The 21166-nt window shown below is 73.8% G+C and carries 17 protein-coding genes; 6 read left to right on the top strand and 11 right to left on the bottom strand.

The window, feature by feature from the left end:
• Window positions 1-113 precede the first annotated feature (113 nt).
• Window positions 114-725 (top strand): pyridoxamine 5'-phosphate oxidase family protein, encoded by a 612-nt coding sequence (locus ACZ6TV_RS24330; protein ID WP_465299529.1) that lies wholly within the window; start codon window positions 114-116, stop codon window positions 723-725.
• Here the strand turns inward: ACZ6TV_RS24330 and ACZ6TV_RS24325 are convergent.
• Window positions 708-1250, bottom strand: coding sequence for a hypothetical protein (locus ACZ6TV_RS24325; RefSeq protein WP_465299528.1), 543 nt, complete (start codon window positions 1248-1250; stop codon window positions 708-710). The genes ACZ6TV_RS24330 and ACZ6TV_RS24325 overlap by 18 nt on opposite strands.
• A 35-nt stretch (window positions 1251-1285) precedes the next feature.
• Here ACZ6TV_RS24325 and ACZ6TV_RS24320 point away from each other — a divergent pair, with 35 nt between their 5' ends.
• On the top strand, window positions 1286-2452 hold the full coding sequence (locus ACZ6TV_RS24320) for an MFS transporter (protein ID WP_465299527.1): 1167 nt from the start codon (window positions 1286-1288) through the stop codon (window positions 2450-2452).
• Between the two features lie 86 nt (window positions 2453-2538).
• Here ACZ6TV_RS24320 and ACZ6TV_RS24315 read toward each other — a convergent pair whose 3' ends face one another.
• Window positions 2539-3837, bottom strand: coding sequence for a glycoside hydrolase family 30 protein (locus ACZ6TV_RS24315; protein WP_465299526.1), 1299 nt, complete (start codon window positions 3835-3837; stop codon window positions 2539-2541).
• 33 nt (window positions 3838-3870) lie between these two features.
• On the opposite strand from ACZ6TV_RS24315, the gene pepN reads away from it, so the two are divergent.
• Window positions 3871-6279 (top strand): aminopeptidase N, encoded by a 2409-nt coding sequence (gene pepN, locus ACZ6TV_RS24310; RefSeq protein WP_465299525.1) that lies wholly within the window; start codon window positions 3871-3873, stop codon window positions 6277-6279.
• 14 nt (window positions 6280-6293) lie between these two features.
• Here the strand turns inward: pepN and groEL are convergent, their stop codons facing one another.
• Window positions 6294-8573, bottom strand: coding sequence for a chaperonin GroEL (groEL, locus tag ACZ6TV_RS24305; RefSeq protein ID WP_465299524.1), 2280 nt, complete (start codon window positions 8571-8573; stop codon window positions 6294-6296).
• A 4-nt stretch (window positions 8574-8577) separates the two neighbouring features.
• Window positions 8578-8940, bottom strand: a complete 363-nt coding sequence (locus ACZ6TV_RS24300) for a hypothetical protein (protein ID WP_465299523.1) — start codon at window positions 8938-8940, stop codon at window positions 8578-8580.
• A gap of 236 nt (window positions 8941-9176) precedes the next feature.
• On the opposite strand from ACZ6TV_RS24300, the gene ACZ6TV_RS24295 reads away from it, so the two are divergent.
• The gene (locus tag ACZ6TV_RS24295; RefSeq protein ID WP_465299522.1) at window positions 9177-10079 is read left to right on the top strand and encodes an MBL fold metallo-hydrolase; all 903 of its coding nucleotides are present in this window, start codon (window positions 9177-9179) and stop codon (window positions 10077-10079) included.
• 21 nt (window positions 10080-10100) lie between these two features.
• Window positions 10101-12911, top strand: coding sequence for an Hsp70 family protein (locus ACZ6TV_RS24290; protein WP_465299521.1), 2811 nt, complete (start codon window positions 10101-10103; stop codon window positions 12909-12911).
• Window positions 12912-12955: 44 nt separating this feature from the next.
• Here the strand turns inward: ACZ6TV_RS24290 and ACZ6TV_RS24285 are convergent, their stop codons facing one another.
• The 7 genes from ACZ6TV_RS24285 to ACZ6TV_RS24255 form a co-directional block, all read right to left on the bottom strand.
• Entirely contained in the window at window positions 12956-13513 is a 558-nt protein-coding gene (locus tag ACZ6TV_RS24285) for a hypothetical protein (RefSeq protein ID WP_465299520.1), read from the bottom strand.
• A gap of 24 nt (window positions 13514-13537) precedes the next feature.
• On the bottom strand, window positions 13538-14020 hold the full coding sequence (locus ACZ6TV_RS24280; RefSeq protein ID WP_465299519.1) for a hypothetical protein: 483 nt from the start codon (window positions 14018-14020) through the stop codon (window positions 13538-13540).
• Window positions 14021-14192: 172 nt separating this feature from the next.
• Window positions 14193-14798 (bottom strand): response regulator transcription factor, encoded by a 606-nt coding sequence (locus tag ACZ6TV_RS24275; protein ID WP_465299518.1) that lies wholly within the window; start codon window positions 14796-14798, stop codon window positions 14193-14195.
• Window positions 14795-15931 carry a sensor histidine kinase gene (locus ACZ6TV_RS24270; protein WP_465299517.1) on the bottom strand — a complete coding sequence of 379 codons (1137 nt, stop codon included), beginning with the start codon at window positions 15929-15931 and terminating at the stop codon, window positions 14795-14797. The genes ACZ6TV_RS24275 and ACZ6TV_RS24270 overlap by 4 nt, the downstream gene beginning before the upstream one ends.
• Before the next feature lie 52 nt (window positions 15932-15983).
• Window positions 15984-16712 carry an ABC transporter permease gene (locus ACZ6TV_RS24265; protein ID WP_465299516.1) on the bottom strand — a complete coding sequence of 243 codons (729 nt, stop codon included), beginning with the start codon at window positions 16710-16712 and terminating at the stop codon, window positions 15984-15986.
• Window positions 16709-17608: an ABC transporter ATP-binding protein gene (locus tag ACZ6TV_RS24260; RefSeq protein WP_465299515.1), complete on the bottom strand. Its 900-nt coding sequence runs from the start codon at window positions 17606-17608 to the stop codon at window positions 16709-16711. Before ACZ6TV_RS24260 ends, ACZ6TV_RS24265 begins: the two co-directional genes overlap by 4 nt.
• Complete coding sequence (locus ACZ6TV_RS24255) at window positions 17605-18765, bottom strand: alpha/beta hydrolase family protein (protein ID WP_465299514.1); 1161 nt, start codon at window positions 18763-18765, stop codon at window positions 17605-17607. Before ACZ6TV_RS24255 ends, ACZ6TV_RS24260 begins: the two co-directional genes overlap by 4 nt.
• A gap of 171 nt (window positions 18766-18936) precedes the next feature.
• On the opposite strand from ACZ6TV_RS24255, the gene ACZ6TV_RS24250 reads away from it, so the two are divergent.
• Complete coding sequence (locus ACZ6TV_RS24250) at window positions 18937-21165, top strand: putative bifunctional diguanylate cyclase/phosphodiesterase (protein ID WP_465299513.1); 2229 nt, start codon at window positions 18937-18939, stop codon at window positions 21163-21165.
• Window position 21166: the final 1 nt, after the last annotated feature.

The following is a 21166-nucleotide window of genomic DNA, read 5'->3' as shown; positions in this document are numbered from 1 at the left end:
GATATCCTGGCAACAATGTGCTGCCGACGTACCCGATGTGCGACACCCCGCTACTTTCGGGTGAAAGACTGCCCGTCTTCGTGGTGTCGACGTCGGAGGCAGCGGTGGACACGATGACCGGCACGGGACTGCCCGGATCCGCGGGCGAGCACCTGTTGCAGCAGCGGTTCGGGACGGTCGATCGGGCGGACCGGTTCTACCGGCAGCAGGTGCTGCCCGAGCTCAACGCGGACATGGCGGCGTTCGTCGGGCGGCAGGAGATGATGTTCGTCGCCACGGCGAGCGCGCTCGGGCACGCCGACTGCACGTTCCGGGCCGGACCGCCGGGCTTCGTGCGGGTCCTGGAGCCGGGCCGGGTCGCCTGGCCGGAGTACCGCGGCAACGGCGTCATGGCCAGCCTCGGCAACATCCTGGAGAACCCGAACGTCGGGCTGATCTTCGTGGACTTCTTCCGCGACGTGATCGGCCTGCACGTCAACGGGCACGCGACGATCGTGCCCGACGCGCAGCTGCGCCGGGCGCACCCGGACCTGCCGGTGGAGACCGTCCCCGGCCGCAGGGCGGAGCGGTGGGTCACGGTGCAGGTCGACGAGGCGTACATCCACTGCGCGAAACACATCCCGCACCTACGGAAGGTCACCGCCGAGGAGCGCGCGTGGGGCACCGACGACGTGCACCGCAAGGGCGGTGACTTCTTCCACGCCGCGTCAGAACGGGAACTCTAGATAGGTGGCGCCGCCCAGCCGGACGTCCCGGTGATGCTTGGCGCGCGCCTCGTAGCCGCGATCGCCGACCGGCCACAGGTAGCCGTCCAGCGACGTCCGCAGCAGTCCGGCCGCGTCGGCGACGTAGCAGTCGAAGCCCGGGTACATGAGCCCGATGAACGGCATGTCGTCGCAGTCGACCGCGAAGACGGCGGACTCGCCGGCCCCGTCGGGGTCGCCGAGCGCGAGCACCCGCCGCGAGTCGGACCCGCCGGGCAGCAGCACGCACGACGGGAACCGCGCGGACAGCTCCTGGAACATCTCGCCCCACGGCTCGCCGAGCTCCGCCTCGACGAGGTCCCCGAGCGACCGCCGCGGCTCCGGCGCCGCGTCCATGTCGAAGAGCGTGGTGTCGTTGGCGAGCCAGAACCGCAGGCTCGCCGGCAGGTCGTCGCCGTCGGCGGGCGGTCCGGGCTGCCGCTGGCACGCGAAAGGCAGCGGCCGTCCCAGCGCCCGGGTCACGAGATCGACGCCATGATCGGTCATGCGGCGACGGTACCAGCGGCCGATAGCATCTCCGGATGCGCCAGTACGGCGTCTTCCTCGCCATCAGTGCGGTCACCGCGTTCGGCTCGGCGTGCGCGTACACGCTGAACCTGGTCTATCAGATCAGCACCGCGGGCCTGGGACCGTTGCAGCTCGTCCTGGTCGGCACGGTCCTCGAAACCGTGTACCTGGTCGCGCAGCTGCCCGCCGGGCGCCTCGCGGACCTGCGCGGGCGGCGGCCGGCCGTCCTCGCCGGGGTGCTGCTCACCGGCGGCGGCACCGTGCTGCAGGGCGCGTCGCCGTCGTTCGCCGCGATCGTCGCCGGGACCGCCCTGTGGGGCGTGGGCGCGGCCTGCTTCGACGGCGCGTTCGAGGCGTGGGCCGCCGACGAGCTCGGCGAGGAGCGGATCGGCGCGGTGCTGACCCGCGGCGCGCAGGTCGGGCAGGCGTGCACGGTGCTGGGCATGTTCGCCGCCATCGGGCTCGCCGCCGTGGACCTGTGGCTGCCGGTCGTGGTGGGCGGCGCCGCCTGGCTCGCCCTCGGCGCGTTCCTGGCGGTGGCGATGCGCGAGACCGGCTTCCGGCCCGCCGCGCCCGCCGGGAGCGCACCCGTGCGGTGGCGCGACCCCGTGCTGCTGGCCCTGGCCGGGGCGACGGTGTTCGTGGCGCTCGGCCGGGAGGGGTACGACCGCCTCAGCCAGGACCATCTGCTGGCCGCCGCTCCCCCGGCCGGCCCCGCTGTGGTGTGGCTCGGCGCGCTCGCCGTCGCCGGTACCCTCGCCGCCATCCCGCTCACCGAGCTGCTGCGCCGCCGCACGGCCGGCCTGCCGCCGGCCCGGCTCGGCCGGCTGCTCGTCGTCCTGCAGGCGGTCCAGGTCGCGGCGATGGCCGGGTTCGCGCTCACGGGCCGCTTCGCCGTGGCGGCCGCCGCGTTCCTGGTCGCCGGCGCCGTCCGGGCCGCCGCCGATCCACTGTGGACGACCTGGCTGATCGGGCGGACGCAGCGGCACGACCGCGCCACGGTCCTGTCGGCGGTCGGCATGGTCGGCGCGTTCGGCGAGATCGCCGGCGGGCCGCCCGTCGGCTGGATCGGGCAACGCTTCTCCGTCGGCCGCGCCCTGCTCGTCTGCGCCCTGCTGACCGCCCCGGCCGTGGCACTGTTGTCCGCGGCGCTGCACCGGCAAGGAAAGGACCGGTCGTGAGGATCGAGGCGTTCGACCCGCTCGCGGCCACGCCCGGCGACCTGACCGCCTGGTGCACGCTGTACTGCTGATCCAGCTGTGAGGCGTTAGAGCAGCACGGTCGCGACGCTCGACGGCGGCAGCGTGAACGTGTCGGCGCCGAGCTCCACCGTCACGGCCGTGTCGAGGGGGTTGCCGGTGACCAGGACCCGGCCGCCGCCCGGGTTCTCGAAGGCGACGCTGCGCGCCGACCACGGGCCGCGCAGCCCGAGCCGCCGCGCGCCCGGCCGCACGAAGTGCGCGTAGTGCTTCGTCACCCAGAACTCCGGCCGGATCGTGAAGGTGTCCCCGTCGACGGTGACGAGCGAGTTCTGCGCCCAGCCCCACGTGCTCAGGCCGCCCGCGGGCAGGACCATGTTCCAGCTGAGGTAGGTGCCGGCCCCGTTGGACAGGTAGTGGCGGAAGAGCTCGTTGACGTACATCGCGTACTGCCAGGTGTTCGTCCCGTCGCCGCACTCGCTCTCCGACTGCGTCAGCGGCAGGTCCGGAAACGCGCGGTGCAGCGCGGCGATGTTGGCCCGGCCCGCCCACTGCATCGACACGCCCCGCACGTACGGCGCGGCGCGCGGGTCGACGAGGCACGTGAAGGCGTGGTCCCGCCACCCGGTCGCGGCGGTGGCGATCGCGTCGTCGTTGACCGTGCCGACCCAGATACCGGTCTCCACGCGCCGCGCGGCGAACATCGGCCCGAGGTGCCCGCCGACGAAGTCCGCCATCGCGCGGGCCGACCACACGCACGACGGGAACTTCTGGTCCGCGCCGGGCTCGTTCTGCACGTGCAGCTCCGCCACCGGCACGCCCTCGTCCGCGTACGCCTCCGCGAACCGGGCGAGATACAGGGCGTACGCGTCGCGGTGCCGGTCGTCGGCGACCAGCGTCCCGTGGTTGTACACCGGCGGCGACTTCAGCCACGTCGGCGGGCTCCACGGCGAGGCGACCACCCGCAGCCTGGGCACCCTGACCTGGGCGTCGCGCAGGTACGGCAGCAGCGCCTCCCGGTCCCGCCCGATGCCGAACGAGCGCATCCCGAAGTCGCCGGGCGTCTCGTTGTGGCTGTACCAGGAGGTCGCGTAGTCGCTCGCGCCGACCGGCACCCGGGCCACCGTGAACCGCAGCCCGTCGGCGGCCGGCGCGAACAGCAGGTCCAGCACCGCCTCCCGGTCCGCGGCGGACAGCTGCCCCAGCGCCCGGTGGCCCAGCTCGTTGACACAGCCGCCGAACCCGCGCATGACCTGGTCGGTCGTCCCGTCGAAGTCGAGCGCCACACCGGTGCCGTCCGGCTGCCCGGTCACGGAACGCTGCCACGGCCGATCCGCCGTGCTCACCACCAGGTCGTCAATGGTCATGCTGTCAATCTATCCACCGCCTAGGATCGCGGGATGAGCAACCGGAGCCTGACGCAGGCCGAAGCCGAGCACCGCGCCGCGCTGCTGACCGTCGAGCGGTATGCCGTCGACATCGACTTCACCGATCTGCCGGCCGGGCCGGCGGTGCGGTGCGTGTCGGAGGTGACGTTCACGTGCCGGGAGCCGGGCGCGGACAGCTTCGTCGACTGCGCCGCCGAGGTCGTCGGCGGCACGCTCAACGGTGCCGCGCTGCCGCCCGCGCAGGACGGCCGGATCCCGCTGCCGCGGCTCGCCGCGGCCAACCACCTGCGGGTCGAGACCGTCCAGGTGAACACCCGCGACGGCGAGGGCGTGCACAAGGCCGTCGACCCCGCCGACGGTGAGGTCTACGCGTGGACGACGTTCGAGCCGGACGAGGCGCACTTCGTGTGGGCGTGCTTCGACCAGCCGGACCTGAAGGCGCCGCACGAGTTCACGGTCCTCGCCCCCGCGCACTGGACGGTCGTCAGCAACAGCGGCGACCCGGTCGTGGAGACCGCCGGCGACGCGCGGCGGTGGGTGTTCCCCGCGACGCCGCCGCTGTCGGTGTACAACACCGTCGTCAACGCCGGGCCGTTCTGCGAGATCCGGCGCGAGGCCGACGGGCACGACCTCGGGCTGCTCACCCGCCGGTCCCTGGCGGCGGTGCTCGACCGGGACGCCGAGGAGCTGTTCACGCTCACCCGGCAGGGCCTGGCCTTCTACGCCGAGGTGTTCCGGATGCCGTTCCCGCAGCGCCGGTACGACCAGGTCTTCGTCCCCGAGTTCGGCGGAGCGATGGAGAACTACGGCTGTGTCACCTGGTCGGACTCCGTGCTCTACCGTTCCGCGCCCACCCCGGCGGAGCGGGAGCTGCGGGCGAAGATCCTGCTGCACGAGATGGCGCACATGTGGTTCGGCAACATCGTCACGATGCGCTGGTGGGACGACCTGTGGCTCAACGAGGCGTTCGCCGAGTTCGCGTGCAACTGGGCGGCGGAGCGGGCCACCGAGTTCACCGACGCGTGGGCCGGGCACCTCGCGAGCGGGAAGCTCGCCGCGTACCTCGCCGACCAGGGCCCGGCGACCCACCCGATCCGGCAGCCGATCCACGACGTCGCACAGGCCATGTCGATCTTCGACGCGATCACCTACCCGAAGGGCGCCTCGGTCCTGCATCAGCTGATGCGGTACGTCGGCGAGGCGGACTTCGCCACCGGCATGGCCGCGTACTTCGAGCGGTACGCCTGGCGGAACACGACCCTGCAGGACCTCATCGACGTGCTGGGCGAGCACAGCGGCCGGGACCTGAACGCGTGGCGGACCGGCTGGCTGGAGACCGCCGGCACCGACCGGCTCACGCTGCGCGGCTCCGGTTCCCTGGAGGCGACCGGTCCCGACGGCGGCCCGCCCCGGCCGCACGTCCTCGCGATCGGGGCGTACGCCACCGACGGTGCCCGGCTGCGCCGCGTCGACCTCGTCCACGTCGAGGTCACCGGCCCGGCGACCCCGGTGGACCTGCCGGCCGCCGACCTGTACCTGGTCAACGACGAGGACCTGGCGTTCGCGACGACCCGCCCGTCGGTCTTCCCCGCGGCGGCCGGGCTGCCCTCGGCGATCTCCCGCGGCGTCGCCCTCGCCACCGTCTGGGACATGCTGCTCGCCGGCGAGGCGACCGCGGCCGAGGCGGTCCGCGGCCTCACCGGCGTCCTGGAGGTGGAGACGTCGGGGTCGGTGATCGAGCCGTACCTCACCCTCGCCGCCGACGCCGCGGAGCTGTGGTCGCCGCCCTCGGACCGGCAGGAGCTGACCGCTGCCGTCGCCGCGGCCTGCCGCAGGCTCGCCGAGGACCCCGACCAGGCGCAGGTGGCGCTGCGGACCCTCGCCCGCACCGCCGGCAGCCTCGACGAGGTCGCCCGGCTGCGGGAGTCGGCCGGCGACGACATCGACCTGCAGTGGCGCGCGCTGGCGCGGGCCGCCGAGCTCGGCGGCGACGTGACCGCCGACATCGAGCTGCTGCTGGGCCTGGACCCCGACCCCGAGGCGTGGGTCCGCGCGACGACGGTGCGGGCCGCGTCCCCGGACCCCGCCGTCAAGGAGGCCGTCTGGCAGACGGTCGTCGTGGACCGCAAGGTGCCGATCAGCGACGTCAGGCACGTCACGACCGCGTTCTGGCGCCCCGGCCAGGACATGGCGCTGGCCCCGTACGCGCAACAGTTCCTGGACCTCGCCCCGCAGCTGCACCGCGGCGGCATGATGCCCGCGATGGTGTTCGCCGGCCGCCTCTTCCCCGTCCACGCCGTCGACGAGGCCTACCTGCACCGCGCCGAAGCCGTCGCCACCGGCGTGGCCCCCGTGGTCGGCAAGTACATGACGGAACGCATCGACGTGGTCCGCCGCATGCTCCGCGCCCGCGCCCTCTGATCGGGAGGTGCCGGCTATGCGACTCTCAGGAAGCGGATCGCCGCGGACATCGCGGCCTCGAGCGAGGCCCGCAGCACGCCGTGCCGATCGAAGACGCGCCCGGCGAACAGGTCGGCCGGGGCGCCGGTGACGGCGTCGATCTGCCGGCCCGGCGGCTCCGGGACGGCGATGCCGGCGTTGACCAGGATCTGCCGGTAGGGCGCGCTCAGTGCCCCGGCGACGATCCGCAGGCCGAGACCCTGGTCGTCATGACCGGCCTGCGCGGCCACCTCGCCGGCGACGGCGCACAGGCTCGTCGCCCCGCCGGGGAGGACGCCGTCGACCGCCGGGGACTGGGCGAGCGCCGCCATCGCGTGCAGCCGTCCCAGGCGCGCGTGCAGCTCCACCTCGTGGGCCGCGCCGACCTTGATGATGGCGACGCCGCCGGCGAGCCTCGCCAGCCGCTCCTCCAGCCTCTCCCGATCCCAGCCGGGGTCGGCCTGCCCGATCTCCCGGCGGAGCTGCTCGGTGCGGGCGTAGATGAGATCGGCGTCGCCGGCGCCGTCGATCAGTGTGGTCCGGTGCTCCGTCACCACGACCCGGCGGGCACGACCGAGCGACTCGATCGTCGCGTCCGGCAGCATCGCCGGCGTGAGCACCTGCCCGCCGGTGACGACGGCGATGTCCGCCAGGACGCCCTTGCGGCTCGCGCCGGTCCCGGGTGCCGCGACGGCGACCGACTGCAAGGTCTCCCTGAGCTTGTTCACCACCAGCGTGGGCAGCGCCTCACCGTCGACGTCGTCGGCGATGACCGCGAGCGGCCGGCCGCTCTTCAGGACCACCTCGAGAAGCGGGATCAGGCCGCGCACGTCCGACACCGGGCCGTCCACGACGAGCACGGCGGCGTCCTCGAGGACGGCCTCCATCCGCTCCGCGTCGGTGACGAAATGCTCCGAGAGGTAGCCGTTGTCGAACCGCATCCCCTTGCACAGGTTGAGCTGCGGGCCTTCGACGCCGCCCTCCTCGACGACGATGACGCCTTGGCCGCCGACCCGGTCGATCGCCTTGGCGAGGATCCCACCGTCGTCGACGCTGCCGGCGGCCGCCACGAGCGCATCGATCTGCTCCTTGGACTCCACCGTCCGGCTCAGTGCGCCCAGGGCTTCGACCGCCCGGGCCACCCCGGCCTCGACCCCGCGAGCCAGCGCGATCGGGTGCGCCCCGGCCCGCATCGCGTCCGCCGCGCCGTCCACCATGGCCTGGGCCAGGATCAGCGCAGTCGCGGCGCCGTCGCCCGCCCGCCGGTACACGTGCCGGACGATGTCGGTGGCGTACTCGGTGCCGAGCCGGTCCCGCGGATCCTCCGGGTGGTACCGCGCGACGAACGCCGCCGTGTCGTCGGTCTCCGCCCAGGTGCCGCGCTTGTCCTCGAACACGATGCGCCGCCCCACCGGCCCGAGCATCAGCCTGACCCGGTCGGTGACGCCCCGCAGCCCCCGCGCGATGGTCACCTGGTTGCGGTTGTAGGTGCTCGCCCTCGCCGCCGTGCCATAGCGGGCGGGCGGGACCGCGCCGCCCCGCTGCGGCACGGCGGCCAGGAAGATGTTCAGCTCCGCGTCGTTGGCCCAGAACCGGGGCGTCTGGTTCGGCTGCCGCCGCCCGACGCCGTCCTTCACGTAGCGGAACAGCTCGTCGACCCCGATCCGCCGGTCCCCGTCGAGGTCGGCCGCGCCGCTGCTCAGCCCCTCGATCAGCACGTCGGTGAAGATCGACGCGTGCGGTGCGGCGTCCTTCATGCTGTCGCCCTCGTAGGCGTACTCGTAGGCGTCCGACGCGGTGAGCACCACGTATCCCCGGCCGATCTGCCCGTCGAGCGCGCGCTCCGGCGCCGCCTTGAATCCCTCGGCGAACGCCCCGCTGTAACAGCAGTCGAGGATGAGCACCTTCGCGCTCGCCGCGCACGCCTCCAGCTGCTCGTTGACGAACGACCGCGACACGGCCGTGCTCGCCGGCCGGCCGGGCCTGGTGTTCGTGGCGGCGAAATACAGGCGGTGCTGCCGGTCCACGATGCCGTGGCAGGAGAAGTAGACGAGGACGAGATCCTCGCGCTGCCGGTCGGCCAGCAGGTCCTCGACCGCCGCACGCACGCCCGCGTCGGTGGTGTCCTGCAGCACCTGCACGGCGGTGAACCCGCCGATCTCCGGCGCCTCGAGGATCACCGCCAGCCGGGTCACGTCCTGGTTGGGTGCCCGCAGCCGGCTGAGCGCCTGGTCCTCGTACTCCCCCGCCGCGATCAGCAGCGCGTAGCGCCCCACCGGGTCACGGCTCCGAACGGTTCAGCCAGGCGACGAGGGCCCGCTCCGTGTCGCGGGTGGCATTCTCGATCTCGATGGTCCGGTCGCCGTCCTGCAGCTTGATCTGCCCGGCCAGCCCGCGCCGCATGGCGCCCATCACGATCTGCGTGATCGACCGGACCGCCTGCACCGACAGCGCCCCGCTGAGCAGCAGCGACCCGGCCGCGACCAGCGCTCCGCTCTTGCTGCCGTCCGGCCCGGTGCCGGTCTCGGCGCCGAGGGACACCCCTTCGCGGGTCAGCTCGCGACCCAGCGTCGTGGCGGCCCGCGCGGCGTCCACCTGCGGCCCGTCCGTGATCACCAGCCTGATCAGGCCTTCCTCAGCCATACGGGACCGCCCCTCTGATTGCCGCCCGTCAGATGCTATCGACCGGGGGCGCCGATGCGGCGCTGCCGAACGGCTGAATCAATCGTCGTACCCGCGCCCCTTGCGGTCCCTGCGGTCCTTGCGGCGGACGGTGCCGCCGCCCGTCACCGCGAACGCCCGGATCTTCAGCTGGGCGCCGGCCTAAACGGTTTGCCGCCGCCGGTACCGTCGACATTGACGCCGACGGGAGGCTCCCGATGCCGCACGCAGACCTGCTCGACCGCGGGCACCCCTTCCGCCAGTGGAAGTCGTGGGCGATCCCCGGCGCGGGCGTCACCATGAGCGGCTACTCACGGTCGAACGACAAGACGTTCTTCCTCCTGGCCGAGCTGAAGGCCGGCATCGACTGCGGCCTCGTCGAGGGCTGGCAGCCCGACACCGTGTTCCTGACCCACACGCACCTGGACCACAGCAAGGAGCTCGACTACGTGGCGGTCAAGGAGTCCGGCGCCGACATCTACCTGCCGGCGGACTCGCTCGCCCACGCGGAGGGGTACATCCGGGCCACCAGCTCCCTGAACCACTCCGCCGACTACGACCCGGCGCTTGCCCCCGCGTCGCGGCTGCACGGCGTGCGCGGCGGCGACGAGCTCACCCTCGGCAAGCGCGGCACGCACCGGGTCCGCGTCGTGGACTGCACGCACAAGGTCCCGTGCGTCGGCTACGCGTTCTCGTCGGTGCGGCGGGCGATCAGACCGGAGTTCGAGGCGCTCAAGTCCGACGGCCGCCTCCTGGCCGCGAAACGCCGCGAGGGCGTCGAGATCGACCACGAGGTGGTGACGCCGCGCTTCGCGTTCCTCGGCGACACCCGCCCCGACGTCTTCACCCGCGCACCGTGGCTGCTGGACTACCCGGTCGTCGTCACCGAGTGCACGTTCCTCGACGACGACCAGCTCGACCGGGCCCGCCGCATCGGCCACACGGTGTGGAGCGAGCTGCGCCCGATCGTCGCGGCCAACCCGGCCACGACCTTCGTTCTGACGCACTTCAGCCTGCGCCACTCCGACCCGGAGATCGTCGCGTTCTTCGACAGGCAGGCCCTGCCCAACGTGGTCGCCTGGGCGCACCCGCAGAGCCGCCTGCCGGAGTCGTACCAGTAGGTCCTCGCCTACAGTCGGGGCGTGCGCGCGGGCGGCTGTCAGCTTGGGATCGACTTCGGCACGTCCAACACGGTGGCGATGCTCGCCGGCGCGGACGGGCGGGTCCGGCCGCTGCTGTTCGGGGTGTCGCCGCTGCTGCCGTCCGGGGTGTTCGCCGCGGCCGGCGGGGCGCTGCTGACCGGCGCCGACGGGGCGCACGCGGCGGTCGCCGCGCCGGCCGGGTGGGAGCCCAACCCGAAGCAGTGCGTCGACCACGGCAGCGTCTGGCTGGCGGAGCGGGCCGTGCCGGTCGTCGACCTGATCGCCGCCGTCCTGCGGACCGTCGCGGACGAGGCGGTCCGGGTCGCCGGCGGGCCGCCCGGCACGGTGGTGCTGACGCATCCGAGCGCGTGGGGCAACGTCCGCTGCGGCATCCTCGCCGCCGCCGCCGAGCGGGCCGGGCTGCCCGGCGTGCGGCTGGTGGCCGAGCCGGTCGCGGCCGCGGCCTACTTCGTCGACGTGCTGGGTGAGCGGCTTCCCGTCGGGCACTGCCTCGTCGTGTACGACCTGGGCGCGGGCACGTTCGACGCCAGCGTCGTGCGGCGGACCGCGGACGGGTTCACCGTCCTGGCCGGCGACGGGCTCCTCGACGCGGGCGGCCTGCACCTGGACGCCGCCGTCGTCTCGCACGCCAGGGCACGCTCCGGCGGCTCCGGCGGTGCTGCGTGGGCCCGGCTCGACAACCCCGTCACGGCCGCGGACCGGCGGGCGCGGCATCAGCTGTACCTCGGCGCGCGCGGGGTGAAGGAGCAGCTGTCCCGCCGCCCGGCCGCGGACCTGCACGTGCCGCTCGTCGACGCCGAGGTGCTGGTGAGCCGCGAGGAGTTCGAGCGGCTCGCCCGGCCGCTGCTGTCCCGCGCCACCGACCTCACCGTCGCCGTGCTGCGCAGCACCGGCGTCCCGTCCGACGAGGTCGCGGGGGTGTTTCTCGTCGGCGGTTCGTCGCGGGTACCGCTCGCCGCCACCCTCCTGCACCGGGCGCTGCGGGTGGCGCCGTTCACGTTGGACAGCCCGGAGCTCGTCGTCGCCGAGGGTGCCCTGCACCTGGCGGCAACGGCTCCCGTCGTCGCGCCGCCTGTCGTCCCGCCGCCGGTTGCTTCGCCGCCGCCGGTTGCTTCGCCGCCGCCGGTTGCTTCGCCGCCGCCGGTTGCTTCGCCGCCGCCGGTTGCTTCGCCGCCGCCGGTTGCTTCGCCGGCTGTTGCTTCGCCGCCTTTTGGCACGCCGCCGCCGGGTGTCGTGCCGGAAGCACCTGTCGTCGTCGAGGCGGGGGACGACACCGTCGGCGCGCCGTCGACGTTCGCGCCGGGCGGGGTGGTGATCGGCGTCGACCTCGGCACCACCAGCTGCAGCGCCGCCGTCCTCGACGAGGCCGGCGACCCGGTCCTCATTCCCGATGCCGAGGGCGCGCTGCTGACCCCGGCCGTCGTCGCCGTCACCGCGGACGGCGCCACACTCGTCGGCGCGGCCGCGGACCGGCAGGCGGCGGCGAACCCGCGGTACACGATGCGGAGCCTGCGGCAGGGGCTCACCACCGGCCGGACCGTCAGCCGCGGCGGGACCCGCCACACCGCCGTGGACCTCGTCGCCCTCCTGCTGGCCCGGCTGCGCGCCGACGCGGAGACCCACCTCGGGCGCCCGGTCCAGGCCGCGGTCATCACCGTCCCGGCGAGCTTCGACCGCATCCAGCGCGCCGCCCTCGCCACCGCCGCGAACCGTGCCGAGCTGCCGGCGGCCCGCCTGGTCAGCGGCCCCGCCCTGACGGCGCTCAACCACGCCCGCGGCGCCCCCGACGAGGAGGTCGTCCTGGTGTTCGACCTCGGCGGCGGCTCCCTGGACGTCGCCGTCGTCGAGATCTTCGACGGCGCGGTGGAGGTCAAGGCCACCGGCGGCGACCAGCACCTCGGCGGCGACGACTGGGACCGCCTCCTCGCCGCCGACCTGAGCCACCGCGTCCTGCACCGCTACAGCGCCGACGTCACCTTCGACCCGGCCGCGCAGCAGCGGCTCACCGCGGCCGCTGAGACGTGCAAGGTCCAGCTGTCCTCGACGACGAGCGCCGAGGTGTGGCTGCCGTACCTCACGACCACCCCCGACGGCCCGGTCCACCTCCAGGAAACGGTCACCCGCGCCGAGCTCTCCGCCCTCACCCGCCCGCTGCTGGAACGCTGCCGCGCCGTCGTCGACCAGGTCCTCGCGGACGCCGCCGCGCCCACCATCGACCGGGTCCTGCTCCTCGGCGGCGGCACCCGCGTCCCGGCCGTCGACGAACTGCTCCGCACCGCGCTCGGCCGTGCCGTCCCGTTCCGCCGCCTGCCGCCGTCCACCGCGGTCACCGGCGCCGCCGTCCAGGCCGGCCTCCTCATCGGCAGGATCTCCGACGTGATCCTCCTCGACGTCATGCCCATGCCGCTGAGCGTCGAGACCGCCGCCGGCGCCTTCCTGTGCCTGGCCGAACGCAACACGATGATCCCGACCCAGGTCAGCCACCGGTTCACCACCCACGCCGACGACCAGCCGGTGGTCCGCTTCCGCGTCCTGGAAGGCGACCGGCGCCTGCTCACCGTCGACCTCACCGGCATCCCGCCCGCCCCGGCCGGCACCCCCCGCCTCGAGCTCACCGTCGACATCGACGCCAACGGCATCCTCCACGTCACCGCCCGGGACCTCGGCACCGGCGGCTCCCGGACCGTCACCGCCGCCGCCCCGGCCCTGGCCGCCCCGGAAGCCGCCCTCACCACCGACGCCCTGCCCGTGCCGCTCGACCCGCCGGACGCCGGCCGCCCGGACCGCTGAAACCATTTCCGGCCTCTTCGTCTCGCCGGGACCAGACCCCCAGGTCAGAAGTCGAACGGACCCGCGGGGGCGCCGGCGACGTACGCCTCCAGGCCGGTGACGAAGCGTGCCAACAGGTCCGGGAAGTCGTCCGCGATCTTCGTGAACCCCCACGACCCGTAGCTCGTGGGTTCGTAGATCCCGCGGTCGATCCGGTCCTGCGGCAGGCTGTACACGGCGTCGCCGTCGGACGGGACGAGGCCGTACATCGTCCCGCTGCCGTCGGAGCCGATCATCATCACTTCGGCGGCGCCGCCCGGCAGACGAACCCACCGCGGCTGCCGCGCGGCGTGGATCGCCACGGTCCAGGACGCGGGGCCGATGAAGTACGCGTTCCACAGGTCGGGCAGCGACACCCGTTCCACGACGGCGAAGAACGCCAGCAAGTCGTCCGGGACCGTCCCCTCGCCGAACGCCGCGCGGAGCGCGTCCGCGACGCCGCCGCCCGGAGCGGCGAGGACGACGCCGTTCTCGTCCGGCGGATACCCGAACCGCTCCTCGAACCCGTCCAGGTGAATCCCCACCAGGCGGTCGATCCGGCCCACGACGTCACCGACGTCCATCGAACGCACCCCCGACGCGACAGCCTACGGTTGATCGGACGCGGTGAGGACGGTCATGGGCGGCAGTCCGAGTGAGGACTGCCCGGCCCAGGCGACCCCAGGTAGAACCGCCGGTCCGGCAACGGCGCCGGCGCCCGCCACGTACGTGAGCCACCTGATGTCTTCACAGGGATAGGCCGATTCGCCGTTCGCGTCCAGCCACACCAGGGCGGAGCTTCCACCGGCGGACGTCACATCCCACCACGCCCACTGTCGTGCCCGGGGCTCAAAGGCCCACAGCCAATCCTGAAGCAACCAGGCCTCCTGCTCCTGGGCAATCACGTAGAGGCTTCTGCCGCCGAGCACCTCTTCCGGCAGGGCTGCGCGAACCGGCGATGCCGAGCTCACTTCGGCGAGCCATCCCGGAACGGCCGCCTCGGACATTTCATCGGCGTCGAACGAGCTGCCGGCGGCGGTGGTCACACCGGCCTCGATCCCGGCGCGCAGCCGCGTGGCGTACACGTCCATTGCCTGCGGTCCACGGACGTTCACATCGACGATGAAAGCAGACAGTACGGGAGGACACATGTCCGGTGTCGGCCTGGACCACAGCCGGCCGATCTCGGCTTGAAATCCCGAATCCACTCGGCGCTCCGCCTCTCGATGGCTTGTGGCGAGTAGTTGAGGACCTGACGGGAGCTCAGATCCAGCCGCGGGAGCGGGCGATGCGGGCGGCCTCGTGGCGGTTGGCGGCGGCGGTCTTGCCGACGGCTGAGGAGAGGTAGTTGCGGACGGTGCCCGGGGAGAGGGCGGCGCGGCGGGCGATCTCGTCGACGGGGGCGCCTTCGGCGGCGAGGGTGAGGACGTCGGCCTCGCGGGCGGTGAGGGGGCTGTCGCCGGCGCTGATGGCTTCGGCGGCGAGCTGGGGGTCGACGTAGCGGCCGCCGGCGTGGACGGTGCGCACGACGGTGGCGAGGACCTCGGCGGAGACGGTCTTGCCGAGGAAGCCGCGGACACCGCCGGTGAGGGCGCGCTTCAGGTGGCCGGGCAGGCCGTGGCTGGTGACGATCATCGTGCGGCAGGCGGGCAGCTCGGCGTGCAGGGTGGTGGCGACGGTGACGCCGTCGAGGTCGGGCAGTTGCAGGTCGAGGACGGCGACGTCTGGGTGCAGGGCGCGGGCGAGGCGCAGCGCCTCGGCGCCGGTGGCGGCCTGGGCGACGACCTCCAGGTCCTCCTCGAGCCCGAGCAGCGCCGCGATCGCACCCCGGATCAGGTGCTCGTCGTCGGCGAGCAGGATGCGGATCACGAAACCACCAGAGCCGGCAGGGAGACCAGCAGCTCGAAGCCGTCGGGCGGGGTACGGGCCGCGCTCACCGTGCCGCCGAGCGCCGTGATGCGCTCGGTGAGGCCGATCAGCCCGCCGCCGAAGACCACCTTCGCCGCCGTGGAAGGCACGCCGTTGTTGGTCATCGTGAGGGTCACCGCGCCGGCCGGGGTGCGCAGGGTGATCACGCAGGTGCGGGCCTCGCTGTGGCGCAGCAGGTTGGTGATGCCTTCGCGGACGACCCAGCCGAGCGCGCCCTGCAGCGGCGGCGGGAGACCGGCGCCGTCGCCGATGATCCGGCACTCGATCCCGGCGGAGGTGAGCAGGGCGCGGGCGCCGGCGAGCTCGACGTCGAGGTCCGCGGCCCGGTAGCCGCCGACGACGGCGCGCAGCTCGGTGAGCGAGTCCTGGGCGATGCGCCGCACCTCCAGCATCTCCTCCACCGCCTCCTCCCGGCCCCGGCGGGCGAGCTGCGCGGCGAGCTCGGCCTTCAACGCCACGACCGACAGCGTACGGCCGACGACGTCGTGCAGGTCCCGGGCGAAGCGCAGCCGCTCCTCGGCGACGGCGAGCCCGGCCTGCACGTGCCGGGACCGGTCCAGCTCCCGGACCAGGCCGAGGATCCACAGCGAGGTCCGGTACGCGAAGATGAAGCTCACCAGCAGGACCCCGAGCGCGATCGTGGACCCGACGCCGGAGACGAGCCCGCCGGCCACGCACAGGGCGATCGTGACGGCGACCGCCCACCGGGGGCGGACCGCGACGGCCAGCGCGGCGACGTAGGTGGCCGACAGCATCAGCAGGATCGCGGTGCCCGGCCCGTCGGGGTGGCCCGGGTCCGCGTGCGGGTAGACGGCGAAGCCGGCGGCGACCCCGGCCGCGGTCAGGGCGCCGCCGGCGACGACGAGGGCGGTCGGCCGCGGGCGCAGCCCGAGGTAGGCGTTGATGCCGGCGTGCGCGAGCCGCAGGCACACCACGGTGTGCACGACCGACCCGGCGACGAGGACGGCCAGGGCGGTGGTGCCGACGCTGAGCTGGACGAGGGCCCCGATGAGCAGCGGCGAGACCACGAGCTGCCCGTAGAGGGTGCCGCGCACGTACCACTCCAGCCGCACGGCCTGCCCACGCCGCCGCCACCACCCGATCAACGAACCGCCCCCCTGTCTCTCATCGCCGCGGCGACCAGCGGAACCAGCGTCGCACGGCGACCCAGCCGAGCACCGTCCACGCCGCGAGCAGCCCGGCCGGCCCGGCAGCGGCCCGCAGTACGCCGAGGACGCCCTCCCCCGGCCGGCCGAGCCAGCCGAGCCGCACCAGGTCCAGCGTCGGGGTCAGCGGCAGCCACCGTAGCGTCCCGGCGATCCCGGGCGGCAGCGTGTCCACCGGTACCGTCAGACCGGCGCCGACGAGGCAGACGAGCAGGACCGGCAGCGTGGTCACCTGCGCGAGCTCCACGGTGCGGGTGAAGGCGCTGCTCAGCGCCGCGATCAGGGCGAACACGACGGTCCCGCCGAGGACGCCGGCGAGCAGGACCGGGGCGTTCGCGGGGGCCGGCAGCCCGAACGCGATCGCGCCGGCGGCGACGAACAGCACCATCTGTCCCAGGGCGACGGCGACGGCGGGTCCCGCGGTGCCGGCGAGGATCTCCAGGTCGGTCAGGACGCCGACGCGCAGCCGCTGGAGCACCAGGTCCTCGCGGCGAGCGACGTACGTGCTGACCAGTGTGTAATAGAGCACGCCGAGCAGCACGAAGCCGAGCACGCCGATGAGCAGGGCCGCGTCGCCGCCGCCGTTGAGGAACAGCGCGAACACCATCACCGGCAGCAGCATGGCGTTGAACACGGCGATCCGGTTGCGGGCGAGCAGCAGGATCTCGGCGCGGGCCAGGCTCGTCATGCGGCACCCGCGATCGACAGGAACGCCTCGTCCAGCGTCGCGGACCTGGCGTCGAGGCCCGTCAGGGTGACGTCGTGCGCGGCGGCCCAGGTGAGCAGCGTCGTGAGCGCGGTCTGCAGCGCCGTCGTGTGGACGGTGACCCGCCCGCCGCCGCTGTCGTAGGCGCCGACGATGTCGGGCAGGGCGTCGAGGGTGAGGCCGGGCGGCAGGTCGAAGGAGATGCGGGCCGGGAACGCGGCGACGACCTCGGCGACGGTGCCGGTCGCGACGACCGTGCCGGCGTGCAGGATCGCGACCCGGTCGGCGAGTTCCTGCGCCTCCTGCAGGTAGTGGGTGCTGAACAGGATCGTGACGCCGTCGGTGAGCAGCCCGCGCAGCAGCCGCCAGGTGTCGTGCCGGCTCTGCGGGTCCAGGCCCGTGGTCGGCTCGTCGAGGATGAGCAGGTCGGGCCGGCCGATGACGGCGGCGGCGAGGTCGAGGCGGCGCCGTTCGCCGCCGGACAGCTGCCGCACCCGCACGTCGGCGCGGTGGTCGAGGCCGGCGAGCTCGAGGACCTCGCCGACGCCCCGGGCGCGGGCCTTCAGCGTGCCCGCCCACATGCGCAGCGTCTCGGCCGGGGTCAGGTCGGGCGGGAAGCCGCCTTCCTGCAGCATGACCCCGGTGCGGGGGCGGACGTCGGACCGGTCGCGGACCGGGTCGTGGCCCAGCACCCGCACGGTGCCGGCGCCCGGCCGGGCGAGGCCCTCGACGAGCTCCAGGGTCGAGGTCTTCCCGGCGCCGTTCGTGCCGAGCAGGGCGAACATCTCGCCGCGCTCCACGTCGAACGACACGCCGCGCACCGCCTCGAACGAGCCGTAGCGGCGGCGCACCCCGTACACCTGGACCGCGGCCGTCACGGGAGGAACCGCATCTCGGGGAACGCGGGCGTCGGCCCGTCGAGCAGGGCCCCGGGACGGCCGCCGAGGTAGCGGTCGGCGAACGCCAGCTGGTAGGCGCGCTGCACCCGCACCGACCGGGCGCCGTCGATGGTGCCGAACTGCTCGGTGAGGTCCTCGGGTGGGATGCCGGCCTGCGGGAGCAGCACCTGGTAGTCGGTGAACGACAGGTGCCCGGAGCCCCGCAGCTGCAGCTCCAGGCGCGGTCCGCGCAGCCGGGCCCAGAACGCGGCCCAGGTCTCGTCGTCGGCGCGGCCGTGGCCGTCGGAGCCGACGAGCAGGAACGGGCGGTCGAGGCCCTCGGTCATGACCCGGCCCGACATGGCGCCGTCGAGGTTGGCGCCGGCCCTGACCCGCCGGTCCTCCAGCATCGTCTGCGCGGCGGTGGTACCGCCCAGCGAATGCCCGATCATCCCGATCCGCCGCTGGTTCATGGCGTGCCAGAGCCCGGGCGGCAGCGCCCGTTGCGGACGGGCGAGCCAGTCGAGGACGAACCTGGTGTCGGCGACCCGGGCGGCGAGGGCCTTGGCGATCAGCGTCTCCTCCTCGCCGGGCTCCCCCGTGGGCGGCGGCACCGCGCTGGTCGCGACCCGCCCGCCGGGGAACTCGACCAGCGGCGCGTCGTGCGTGTGGTCGATGGTGACGACGATGTACCCGTGACCGGCGAGCTCCTCGACGACGGCGGTGCCCGCGGTGCGCTCGACGCCGAAGCCGGGTGAGTACAGCACGACGGGCCGGTTGCCGGGCAGCGCGGGCGCGCCGGTGCGGGCGTGGGTGAGGGGCAGCTCGACGCCGGAGCCGGCCGGGTTGATCAGCTCGGCGAGCTTCGGCGACACCCACGGCGCCCGCGGCAGCCACGGCGCCGGCAGCGCCGGGTACCAGACCTGGACCATCAGCTCCCGGACGGTCTCGGCGGGGACCCAGGGGTCGGGGCGGGACCGGTCGACGAGGTGCAGCGCGACGGTGCCGATGCGGTGCGGTCCGGTCGGCTCCGGCAGCACCAGCCGGGTGCGCCGCGCGCTTCGCAGGGACGGCGCGCCGGCCGCGGCCGCCGGCGTGGCCAGGGCGGTGACGGCGGCGGCCGACGCGGCGGCGGTCAGCACAAGTCTGCGTCTCATATGGACAGTCTTCGTGCCCTCCGGCGGTGCCTGTAGTGCCGCCGCACACGGCTTCGGGTGCGTGGTTCACGTGCGGCGGATGACAAATGTCAGCGCGTCTGCTCCCGTACCGCACCCGCGGCGGGCGGCGATCGGGCTCAGGATGACCCGGCCCGCACCGATCAACGGACCATGTCGGTGAACGCGCTGGAACAGCACGAGGGTGACTACCGGGCCCGCCAGATCCGGCTGGGCACGTGGGTCGCCGTCGGGGTGATCGCCATCGGCGCGGTCCGCGTCCACCTCGACTGGCAGGGCGGGCCGCTGCTCGTCGCGCTGACCGGGTTCGCCGCGGTGGCCCAGGCGGCGATGGCGTTCCTGCCGTGGCGCGACCTGGTCGACCGGCCGTGGCTGCCGAAGGCCCTCGTCGCCTGGTGGGTGGCGAACCTGGCCGTGCTGCTGGCGTTCACCGCCTACGACGTCGCCGCGCTCGCCATCTACCCCGCCGGGGTGACCCTGATCCTGGCGTCCACGGCGGCGCTCGCGACCGAACGCGCCGTCATCGGCATCGGGGCGGCGTCCCTCGTCGGGTACGTCACGCTCGTGCTCACCAGGGACCGGCCCGTCACCGGTACCCTCGCCGCGCTGAGCCTCGCCCTGATGGCCGGCGTCATGTGGTTCTGCGCCCGCACGGCCAGCAACCGGCGGCGGCTGGACACGGCCCGGCTCAGCGCCGAACGCCGGATCGAGGCGCTGCTGGAGAACTCCTCCGATGCGGTCATCGCCGTGCATCCCGGCGGCGGCGTCACCTACTCCAGCCCGTCGGTGCGCAGCGTGCTCGGCTACGAGCAGTCGTTCGTCACCAGCGAGCTGCTCATGGACATCACCCACCCCGACTTCCTGCCGGTGGTCATGGAGTGGTGGCTGCGCGTCGCGAACGGCGCGCCGGGCTCCTCCTCCCGTGTCGAGTCGCGGATCCGCCGCGGCGACGGCGCCTGGATCTACGCCGACGTGATCGGCACCAACCGCCTGCACGACCCGGACCTGGAAGCCGCCGTCATCAGCATCAGGGACATCACCGAACGCAAGGAGCTCGAGGAGGAGCTGACCCGGCAGGCGTTCGCGGACTCGCTGACGGGGATGCCGAACCGGGCGCTGTTCCGCGACCGGCTCGAGCACGCGATCGCCCGCAACCGCCGCTGCGGCGGGCGGATCACCCTGCTGCTGGTCGACCTCGACGACTTCAAGCTGGTCAACGACAGCCTCGGCCACAACGCCGGCGACCAGCTCATCGCGACCACCGCGCTGCGCCTGCACCAGCAGCTGCGCGCCGCCGACACCCTCGCCCGCCTCGGCGGCGACGAGTTCGCGATCCTCGTCGAGGACGTCAGCGAGATCGAGGCGATGGACCTCGGCGACCGGCTCCTCGCCGCGATCCGCCGCCCGCTGCGCCTCGGCAACCGCGAGGTCGTCTGCTCCGCCAGCATCGGCGTGGCGACCGCGAAGGCCGGCGAGGGCGACGACGGCCCGGACCCGGGTGAGCTGCTGCGCAACGCGGACCTCGCGATGTACGCCGCGAAGGCCGCCGGACGGGACCGCTACGCGCTGTTCGACCCCACCATGTACGCCGACATCCTCCGCGAGGCCGACGACCGCGCCGAGCTGGAGCGGGCCCTCGCCGAGAACGAGTTCGTCGTGCACTACCAGCCGATCGTGGACCTGCCGACCAGCCGCCTGATCGGCGTCGAGGCGCTCGTACGGTGGGAGCACCCGATGCGCGGTCTGGTGGGACCCAACGCGTTCATCCCCCTGGCGGAGTCGACCGGGCTGATCGTGCCGCTCGGCCGGTGGGTGCTGCGCCAGGCGTGCGAGCAGCTCGCCCGGTGGTGCGCGGACTTCCCGGCCGCGGAACGCGTCCGCATGAACGTGAACCTGTCGGCGCGGCAGTTCCAGCACGAGGGCCTCGTCGAGGAGGTCGGGCAGATCCTCGCCCAGACCGGCGTCAACCCGCAACAGGTGGTCCTGGAGATCACCGAGTCGCTGCTGATGCAGGACACCGAGTCGACGATCGACACCCTCGGCCGGCTCAAGGCGCTCGGGGTCCGGCTGGCGATCGACGACTTCGGCACCGGCTACTCGTCGCTGTCGTACCTGAAGCGTTTTCCCGTCGACATCCTGAAGATCGACCGGTCGTTCGTCGACGGGATCGACACGGAGGACGGCGACGCCACCCTCGCCGAGGCCGTGGTGCAGCTCGGCCGGGCGCTGCAGCTGCAGACCGTCGCCGAGGGCATCGAGACGCAGGAGCAGTGGTCGACGCTGCAGGACCTCGGCTGCGAGTTCGGTCAGGGGTACCTGTTCGCGAAGCCGGGCGCCGCCGAGGCGATCTCATCGATCCTCGGCGACGCCAGGCAGTCGTGAA

The organism is Dactylosporangium sp. NPDC051087 (assembly GCF_055586325.1).
This window is presented reverse-complemented; position numbering and strand designations above follow the sequence as displayed.

What these genes read in the sequence shown, in the direction of transcription:
- ACZ6TV_RS24330 (WP_465299529.1), top strand. Translation starts at nt 114, where the DNA reads ATGACCGGCACGGGACTGCCCGGATCCGCGGGCGAGCACCTGTTGCAG.
- ACZ6TV_RS24325 (WP_465299528.1), bottom strand. Translation starts at nt 1,250, where the DNA reads ATGACCGATCATGGCGTCGATCTCGTGACCCGGGCGCTGGGACGGCCG.
- ACZ6TV_RS24320 (WP_465299527.1), top strand. Translation starts at nt 1,286, where the DNA reads ATGCGCCAGTACGGCGTCTTCCTCGCCATCAGTGCGGTCACCGCGTTC.
- ACZ6TV_RS24315 (WP_465299526.1), bottom strand. Translation starts at nt 3,837, where the DNA reads ATGACCATTGACGACCTGGTGGTGAGCACGGCGGATCGGCCGTGGCAG.
- pepN (WP_465299525.1), top strand. Translation starts at nt 3,871, where the DNA reads ATGAGCAACCGGAGCCTGACGCAGGCCGAAGCCGAGCACCGCGCCGCG.
- ACZ6TV_RS24300 (WP_465299523.1), bottom strand. Translation starts at nt 8,940, where the DNA reads ATGGCTGAGGAAGGCCTGATCAGGCTGGTGATCACGGACGGGCCGCAG.
- ACZ6TV_RS24295 (WP_465299522.1), top strand. Translation starts at nt 9,177, where the DNA reads ATGCCGCACGCAGACCTGCTCGACCGCGGGCACCCCTTCCGCCAGTGG.
- ACZ6TV_RS24285 (WP_465299520.1), bottom strand. Translation starts at nt 13,513, where the DNA reads ATGGACGTCGGTGACGTCGTGGGCCGGATCGACCGCCTGGTGGGGATT.
- ACZ6TV_RS24280 (WP_465299519.1), bottom strand. Translation starts at nt 14,020, where the DNA reads ATGGACGTGTACGCCACGCGGCTGCGCGCCGGGATCGAGGCCGGTGTG.
- ACZ6TV_RS24265 (WP_465299516.1), bottom strand. Translation starts at nt 16,712, where the DNA reads ATGACGAGCCTGGCCCGCGCCGAGATCCTGCTGCTCGCCCGCAACCGG.
- ACZ6TV_RS24255 (WP_465299514.1), bottom strand. Translation starts at nt 18,765, where the DNA reads ATGAGACGCAGACTTGTGCTGACCGCCGCCGCGTCGGCCGCCGCCGTC.
- ACZ6TV_RS24250 (WP_465299513.1), top strand. Translation starts at nt 18,937, where the DNA reads ATGTCGGTGAACGCGCTGGAACAGCACGAGGGTGACTACCGGGCCCGC.